Source organism: Brunnivagina elsteri CCALA 953, from assembly GCF_002289455.1.
Classification (GTDB): domain Bacteria; phylum Cyanobacteriota; class Cyanobacteriia; order Cyanobacteriales; family Nostocaceae; genus Brunnivagina; species Brunnivagina elsteri.
The window spans coordinates 1-6,674 of sequence record NZ_NTFS01000361.1 but is presented as its reverse complement, the minus strand read 5'-3'; the positions used below and the strand labels follow the sequence as shown (position 1 = coordinate 6,674).

Annotated in this window: 7 protein-coding genes; 5 read left to right on the top strand and 2 right to left on the bottom strand. The window is 41.3% G+C overall.

The features are described 5' to 3' along the window. Positions 1–504: 504 nt before the first annotated feature. Positions 505–630, bottom strand: coding sequence for a hypothetical protein (locus CK510_RS34085; protein WP_281257078.1), 126 nt, complete (start codon positions 628–630; stop codon positions 505–507). On the opposite strand from CK510_RS34085, the gene gyrB reads away from it, so the two are divergent. From gyrB to CK510_RS23775, 3 genes are all read left to right on the top strand, one after another. After that, positions 629–2,566: a DNA topoisomerase (ATP-hydrolyzing) subunit B gene (gyrB, locus tag CK510_RS23785; protein ID WP_095724034.1), complete on the top strand. Its 1,938-nt coding sequence runs from the start codon at positions 629–631 to the stop codon at positions 2,564–2,566. The genes CK510_RS34085 and gyrB overlap by 2 nt on opposite strands. Positions 2,567–2,660: 94 nt before the next feature. Beyond that, positions 2,661–3,236 carry a Uma2 family endonuclease gene (locus CK510_RS23780; RefSeq protein ID WP_095724033.1) on the top strand — a complete coding sequence of 192 codons (576 nt, stop codon included), beginning with the start codon at positions 2,661–2,663 and terminating at the stop codon, positions 3,234–3,236. 103 nt (positions 3,237–3,339) lie between these two features. Then, positions 3,340–3,921, top strand: coding sequence for a Uma2 family endonuclease (locus CK510_RS23775; protein ID WP_095724032.1), 582 nt, complete (start codon positions 3,340–3,342; stop codon positions 3,919–3,921). Positions 3,922–4,018: 97 nt separating this feature from the next. On the opposite strand, the gene pdxA is transcribed toward CK510_RS23775, so the two are convergent. After that, positions 4,019–5,077, bottom strand: coding sequence for a 4-hydroxythreonine-4-phosphate dehydrogenase PdxA (gene pdxA, locus CK510_RS23770; protein WP_095724035.1), 1,059 nt, complete (start codon positions 5,075–5,077; stop codon positions 4,019–4,021). A gap of 197 nt (positions 5,078–5,274) precedes the next feature. Here pdxA and petM point away from each other — a divergent pair, with 197 nt between their 5' ends. Together petM and CK510_RS23760 are read left to right on the top strand one after the other, a co-directional pair. Next, entirely contained in the window at positions 5,275–5,379 is a 105-nt protein-coding gene (gene petM, locus CK510_RS23765) for a cytochrome b6-f complex subunit PetM (protein WP_095724031.1), read from the top strand. A 239-nt stretch (positions 5,380–5,618) separates the two neighbouring features. Then, positions 5,619–6,611 carry an SDR family oxidoreductase gene (locus tag CK510_RS23760; protein WP_095724030.1) on the top strand — a complete coding sequence of 331 codons (993 nt, stop codon included), beginning with the start codon at positions 5,619–5,621 and terminating at the stop codon, positions 6,609–6,611. Positions 6,612–6,674: the final 63 nt, after the last annotated feature.

The window sequence follows — 6,674 nt, the reverse complement described above, 5'->3', positions numbered from 1 at the left end:
CGCACGCAACTTCTCTTCGTCAAAGTGGCGAATCCGAAGGGTCTCCCCACCCTTCGCGTGATAGTGTTAGTAGGTATATGATTTGAATATTTTATTTTCTGGAAGTCCCATAAGAGGAGCTTAATGTCAGAGACATATCGCACTACAATATTACCGCCTGGGGGCTAATTTTAATGTGACTGCCTGATTTTAGACATCTACGAAAAAGATTTATAGGTTCCCAAAGACGAATAAAGCTTTTTATGGCAAATGCTACCAAAAGCGACTAAAGCATGTTAATGTCGCATAGCAGCATACACCAACCTCATCAAGCCATAAACCCTAGCCGATTAAACAATAGACTTAGACCAGTATTTTAGGCTTGATATTTTAATAAACCATTATATTTATCTAAATATATTTATCTAAAAAATACCTATTCCAAGATACACATTCCAAGAGACACATTCCAAAAGACACAAAAACCAAAGTAACCTGTAAGTTAAAATTTGGTGGATAAAACCCCTAAATAAAATCACCATCAAATCGCCCTACAGTCGTCAATACCCCTTTTGTGTTAGAATCTTGGAGTGTTTTTGACTTAATCGCTTTTTTAGCGACTTCACCCCCAAACATCAGGAGAATTTTCATGACGACAGGTTACGGTGCCGATCAGATACAAGTTCTGGAAGGTCTGGAACATGTCCGCAAACGACCGGGGATGTACATCGGTTCAACCGGAGCGCGAGGACTTCACCACCTAGTTTATGAAGTGGTGGATAATTCCGTTGATGAAGCCTTAGCAGGTCATTGCACCAACATTGAGGTTGAACTCAATCCCGATGGTTCTTGTCGGGTGCAAGATGACGGTCGAGGTATTCCTGTTGATACCCACACTAAAACAGGAAAGTCAGCATTGGAAACGGTGATGACTGTGTTGGGGGCTGGTGGTAAGTTCGGTGGTGGTGGATATAAGGTATCCGGAGGACTTCACGGAGTCGGGGTTTCGGTTGTAAATGGTTTGTCTGAGTGGCTTGATGTCACAGTTTGGCGCGATAAGCAGGTATATACCCAGCGTTACGAACGGGGTGTTCCCCAAGGCGAATTAAAAGCCCAGCCATCAAAGGATACACAGACTGGGACTGCTGTACAGTTCAAGCCAGACGACACTATTTTTACGACGGTTACAGAATTCGATTACATCACTTTATCAGGTCGCCTGCGGGAACTAGCATATTTAAACGCGGGAGTCAAAATTACTTTTGCCGACAATCGTCTAGAAGTAATTAAAAGTGAGACTCCCCAGGTTGAAGTCTATGAATATAAAGGTGGTATCCGTGAGTATATCGCCTACATGAACTCTGACAAACAACCTTTGCACGAAGAGATTATTTTCGTTCAAGGGGAACGTAACAACGTTCAAGTTGAAGTGGCATTGCAATGGTGTACCGATGCTTACTCCGACAACGTTTTAGGTTTTGCAAATAATATTCGTACCGTTGATGGTGGTACTCACCTCGAAGGGTTGAAGGCTGTGTTGACGCGGACGATGAATGTCATCGCTCGCAAGCGGAATAAAATTAAGGAACATGAACCAAATCTCAGTGGGGAAAACGTTCGCGAAGGATTAACTGCGGTAATTTCCGTCAAAGTTCCCGATCCAGAATTTGAAGGACAAACCAAAACCAAGTTAGGTAACACCGAAGTTCGTGGGATTGTTGATTCCTTTGTGGGGGAAGCTCTCACCGAATATTTGGAATTTCACCCCAGTATTGCCGATGCAATTTTAGATAAGGCAATCCAAGCATTCAAAGCAGCCGAAGCTGCCCGTCATGCTCGCGAACTTGTCCGTAGGAAGTCAGTACTTGAGTCTTCTCCGCTACCAGGTAAGTTAGCAGATTGCAGTTCCCGCGACCCTAGAGAATCGGAAATATATCTGGTGGAAGGGGATTCTGCGGGGGGTTCGGCAAAGCAAGGTAGGGACAGACGTTTCCAAGCCATACTGCCATTGCGCGGTAAAATTTTGAACATCGAAAAAACCGACGATGCCAAAATCTATAAGAATAATGAAGTTCAATCATTGATTGCGGCTTTAGGTTTGGGTGTTAAAGGGGAGGAATTTGATAGCAATCAACTCCGATATCACCGTATTGTCTTAATGACCGATGCTGACGTTGATGGTGCCCACATTCGTACCTTGCTGCTAACCTTCTTTTATCGTTACCAGAGGGCTTTAATCGAACAAGGCTTTATTTACATAGCTTGCCCACCATTGTATAAAGTCGAACGTGGACGCAATCATTATTATTGTTATAGCGATCGCGAAAAAAATAAAGTCATCAGCCAGTTCCCCGATAACGCGAATTACACCATCCAGCGTTTCAAAGGATTGGGTGAAATGATGCCTCAGCAACTTTGGGAAACCACCATGAACCCCGAAAGTCGTACCCTTAAACAAGTGGAAATTCAAGATGCTGCCGAAGCCGATCGGATATTTACCATCTTAATGGGCGATCGCGTACAACCAAGACGTGAATTTATTGAGGCATATGGTTCTAAACTCGAACTCATGGATTTGGATATTTAATTACAAAGTTTAATCACCAATTCCAGCAAAAGGGACTAATTTATAATTAGCCCCTTTTATTTTGATAGTCAGAAAAAAAACCGTAATTACTGCCATGACAGCACTTACACTCAACCTCAATTCTCTAATTAAACTCACAAGAGAGCAGTTTTATCAATTGTGTGAAGAAAACCCCAATTTAAAACTAGAACGTAATGCCCAAGGAGAGTTGATTATAATGCCACCAACGGGGGGAGAAACAGGGAAAAGTACCTCTAACGTTAACGCTCAAGTGTGGTTCTGGAATGAGCAAAATCAATTAGGTGAAGTTTTCGATTCATCCACTGGATTTACTTTACCAAATGGAGCCGATCGCTCTCCTGATGTATCTTGGGTAGAAAAATCTGGTTGGAATGCTTTAACTCAAGAACAAAAAGAAAAATTTATTCCCCTATGTCCTGATTTTGCCATCGAGATACTTTCCCCTAGTGACAGCTTGACCAAAACTCAGAAAAAAATGCAAGAGTATATCTCAAATGGATGTCGTCTGGGTTGGTTGATTAACAGAAAAAAACAAGAAGTAGAAATATATCGTCCTCAACAAGATGTAGAGATTTTAATATCACCATCAACCATTTCCGGGGAAAATGTTTTACCTGGTTTTGTTCTCAACCTGCAAAGGATTTGGTAATTATTAGAAATCAGAAGATTTAACTCAGCAACTCTACAAAATTTATACTTGTTTTGTATTTTGCAAATAGGCTTTTAGCAAGCCCAAAACTGGAATTAATCGTATGACAGCACTTACACTCAACCTTAATTCTCTAATTAAACTCACAAGAGAGCAGTTTTATCAATTGTGTGAAGCAAACCCCGATTTAAAACTAGAACGTAATTTCCAAGGAGAATTAGTTATCATGCCACCAACGGGAGGAGAAACAGGAAGAAGTAATGTTAATTTAATTCTCCAGGTAGCATCGTGGAATGAGCAAAATCAATTAGGTGAAGTTTTTGATTCATCCACTGGATTTACTTTACCAAATGGAGCAGACCGCTCTCCTGATGTATCTTGGGTAGAAAAATCTCGTTGGAATGCTTTAACTCAAGAACAAAAAGAAAAATTTATTCCCCTATGTCCTGATTTTGCCATCGAGATACTTTCCCCTAGTGACAGCTTGACCAAAACTCAGAAAAAAATGCAAGAGTATATCTCAAATGGATGTCGTCTGGGTTGGTTGATTAACAGAAAAAAACAGGAAGTAGAAATATATCGTCCAGAGCAAGAAGTGGAAGTTTTAACATTTCCATCAACCATTTCCGGGGAAGATATTTTACCTGGTTTTATCCTCAATTTGCAACGAATTTGGGAATTATAGGAATTAGGAATCAGGAGGCAGTAATCAGGAATCAGGAATTAGGAATCAGGAGGCAGGAATCAGTAATCAGTTTTTATACTTAATCCCCAATCCCCAATTAAACTTTGCTTTTCCTTCGCTGAACTGATAACAAACCCGCTAACTCAATCGCAGCTTTCATACTCGTCGCATCAGCAATTCCCTTACCCGCAATATCAAAAGCAGTACCATGATCGGGAGAAGTACGCACAAAAGGCAAACCAATCGAAGTATTTACCGCACGATCGAAAGCCATTAACTTAACTGGAATTAAACCTTGGTCATGATAAAGAGCCAAATACCCGTCAGCTAGATTTTGGACTTGATGATTACCAAACCAAGCTTGACCAGGTTTAACCCACATAGTATCAGGAGGAATAAACCCATCTAGATGCCACTGTGGACGCTTTCCACGCTCCTTATCTAACCAAGGAATCAACCAATCTATTTCTTCCCTTCCCAACTGTCCTTGCTCTCCACTGTGGGGATTTAGCCCCGCGATCGCAATTCTCCCATTCTCGATTCCAAAGTCATTTTCCAAACACTCCACCAACAAATCTAGTTTTTGTGTCATTAATTCCGGCGTTAATACCTGGGATACTTGACATAAAGGAATATGTGTAGTAGCTAATAAAGTGCGAAGCATCCAACCAGTGTGGGGAGAACGAGCCACAAATAACATTCCCACGCGCTGAGAATTAGATTTTTCGGCTAAAAGTTCAGTTTGTCCGGGATAATTATAGCCAGCAGCCTTCCAAGCCGATTTAGCGATAGGAGCAGTAACGATCGCATCAAATTCAAGAGCCAAAGTTCGAGCGATCGCAGATTCCATATAGGCAAAACTAGCCATACCACTAGCTGCACTTCCCTCACAAGGAGTTATATTTTTCCGGGTTAAAGAATCTAAATCCACATCTAATATAGTTAAATCATCAGGTTCCACTAATGTATTGCGATCGCAAACTGATTTGAGAGCCATATAACCATCAACAAGCAAATCTCGACAACCTGCGATCGTGATGTCAAAATTGTTGTGCGATCGCGAATCAGCCAAAGCCTTCAAAATCACCTCAGTCCCAATTCCAGCCGGGTCGCCCAAGGTTATCACCAAACGGGGACGAAATATAGTCTCTGACATAGATTTTCCAAATAGATTTCCCAAACATATTTCCCAAACATATTTCTCAGCACTCTTAACTTGACGTATAAAATTCCCAAACCCCAAACTCCAAACCTGGCAATTTTTCCTCCTTTGCATCTTTGCGTCTCTGCGCGACCCCCTCACCGCTCTGATAGACTTAATCTAAATCAACAATTCTCAAAGGAGTATTGACAATGAGTGGTGAACTTTTAAACGCAATAATATTTCCTTTCGGCTTAATCATCTTAGGCTGGGGGCTAGGTCAATTATTGCTGAAAATTCAAGGTGCAGAAGAATAATTTGTAGAAAATTGGGCATTGGGCATGGGGCATTGGGCATTGGAAATAAATGAGAAACAATGATTTGGTTCAAATAATCAACACCTAATCACTCAAAAATCTTAACCTATTCCCTATGCCCCATTCCCCATGCTCCATTCCCATCCCAGTAAAGTTAAAAAAATTGCCATCTTTGGCTAGTATTGTAAAATTCTGATAAGATTTCATTAATAAAGTTTTAAGTTTCGTAACAAACCCTCATGACAATACTAATCGTCGGTGCCACAGGCACCTTGGGAAGACAAGTGGCTCGTCGTGCTATCGATGAGGGGTATAACGTGCGCTGTCTCGTACGGAGTGCAAGAAGAGCCTCATTTCTAAAAGAATGGGGAGCAGAACTAGTAGGTGGCGATTTATGCTACCCCGATACAATAGAACGTGCCCTTGAAGGAGTAACAGCCATCATCGACGCAGCAACTGCCCGTCCAACAGATTCCCCCAGTATCAAGCGAGTTGACTGGGATGGAAAAGTACAACTCATCCAAGCAGCAAAAGCAGCAGGTATAGAGCGTTATATATTCTTCTCAATCTTAGATGCTGATAAATATCCCGAAGTACCGCTCATGGAAATTAAGCGGTGTACTGAACTGTTTTTGGCGGAATCAGGTTTAAATTATACAATATTACAACTAGCTGGATTCATGCAGGGTTTAATCGGTCAATATGGGATACCGATTTTGGAAGCACAACCAGTTTGGGTGACAGGAAAATCGTCTCCCATTGCTTACATGGATACTCAAGATATTGCTAAATTTGCGGTTCGGGCTTTAAAAGTCGAAGAAACCAGTAAAAAAGTATTCCCTTTGGTTGGAACTCGCTCTTGGAGTGCAGAAGAAATTATTACTGTATGCGAACGCTTATCCGGCAAAAATGCTCGTGTGACAAGAATGCCAGTGGGTTTGTTAAGAGCAGTACGTCGCAGTCTCCGGTTTTTTCAGTGGGGATGGAACGTTGCTGACAGATTGGCTTTTACTGAAGTGTTGGCAAGTGGTAAATCCCTCAATGCATCTATGGATGAGGTATACAGCATTTTTGGGTTTGATGTCAGCGAAACAACTACCCTGGAAAGCTACTTCCAAGAGTACTTTAACCGCATCATGAAAAAGCTGAAGGAACTGGATTATGAGAAAAATAAATCCAAAAGCAAAAAGCCTCAAACCAAGCGAAGTCCGTTTAAAAAAGTTAATAATTAATAGGCATTGGGCATGAATAAAAGCAATAATACCAATTTAATATGAAAACGCATAAAATAACCC